General features: G+C 62.7%; 1 pseudogene. It reads right to left on the bottom strand.

From position 1 onward, the window contains the following. Nucleotides 1–303, bottom strand: a pseudogene (locus MRBLMC3_RS23140) (hypothetical protein); the annotation flags it as partial. Nucleotides 304–316: the final 13 nt, after the last annotated feature.

Genomic DNA, 316 nt, shown 5'->3' with positions numbered 1-316 from the left:
CATCAGCCGCCGTGGAGCGGCACCGCCCTTGAGGTCCATTTCATAAGCCTCGATCCTTGCATGACCGCAGAGCGTTGCGCTGAGCAGCGAGCGAAGCTGCGGTACGTCCCACTCACCGGCGCCGAGTCTGAATACAGGCCGTCCGGCCACGTTTTTCGGCACAAGAGCGAAGGCGGCGTAGAAGGATGTGCTGCCGGCTATCACGGTGAGATCTCCGTCGAGCAGCAGCGCAGGCGCGGTGGATGAGGCGAGGATCGCCAGCGCCAGATTGCGCACGACGTCAGGATGGATAACTCGGTTCACGATGATGCCCCTT

Origin of the sequence: Sphingobium sp. LMC3-1-1.1 (genome assembly GCF_040676285.1) — a bacterium.
In the GTDB taxonomy this organism is placed as follows: Bacteria; Pseudomonadota; Alphaproteobacteria; order Sphingomonadales; family Sphingomonadaceae; genus Sphingobium.
This window is presented reverse-complemented; position numbering and strand designations above follow the sequence as displayed.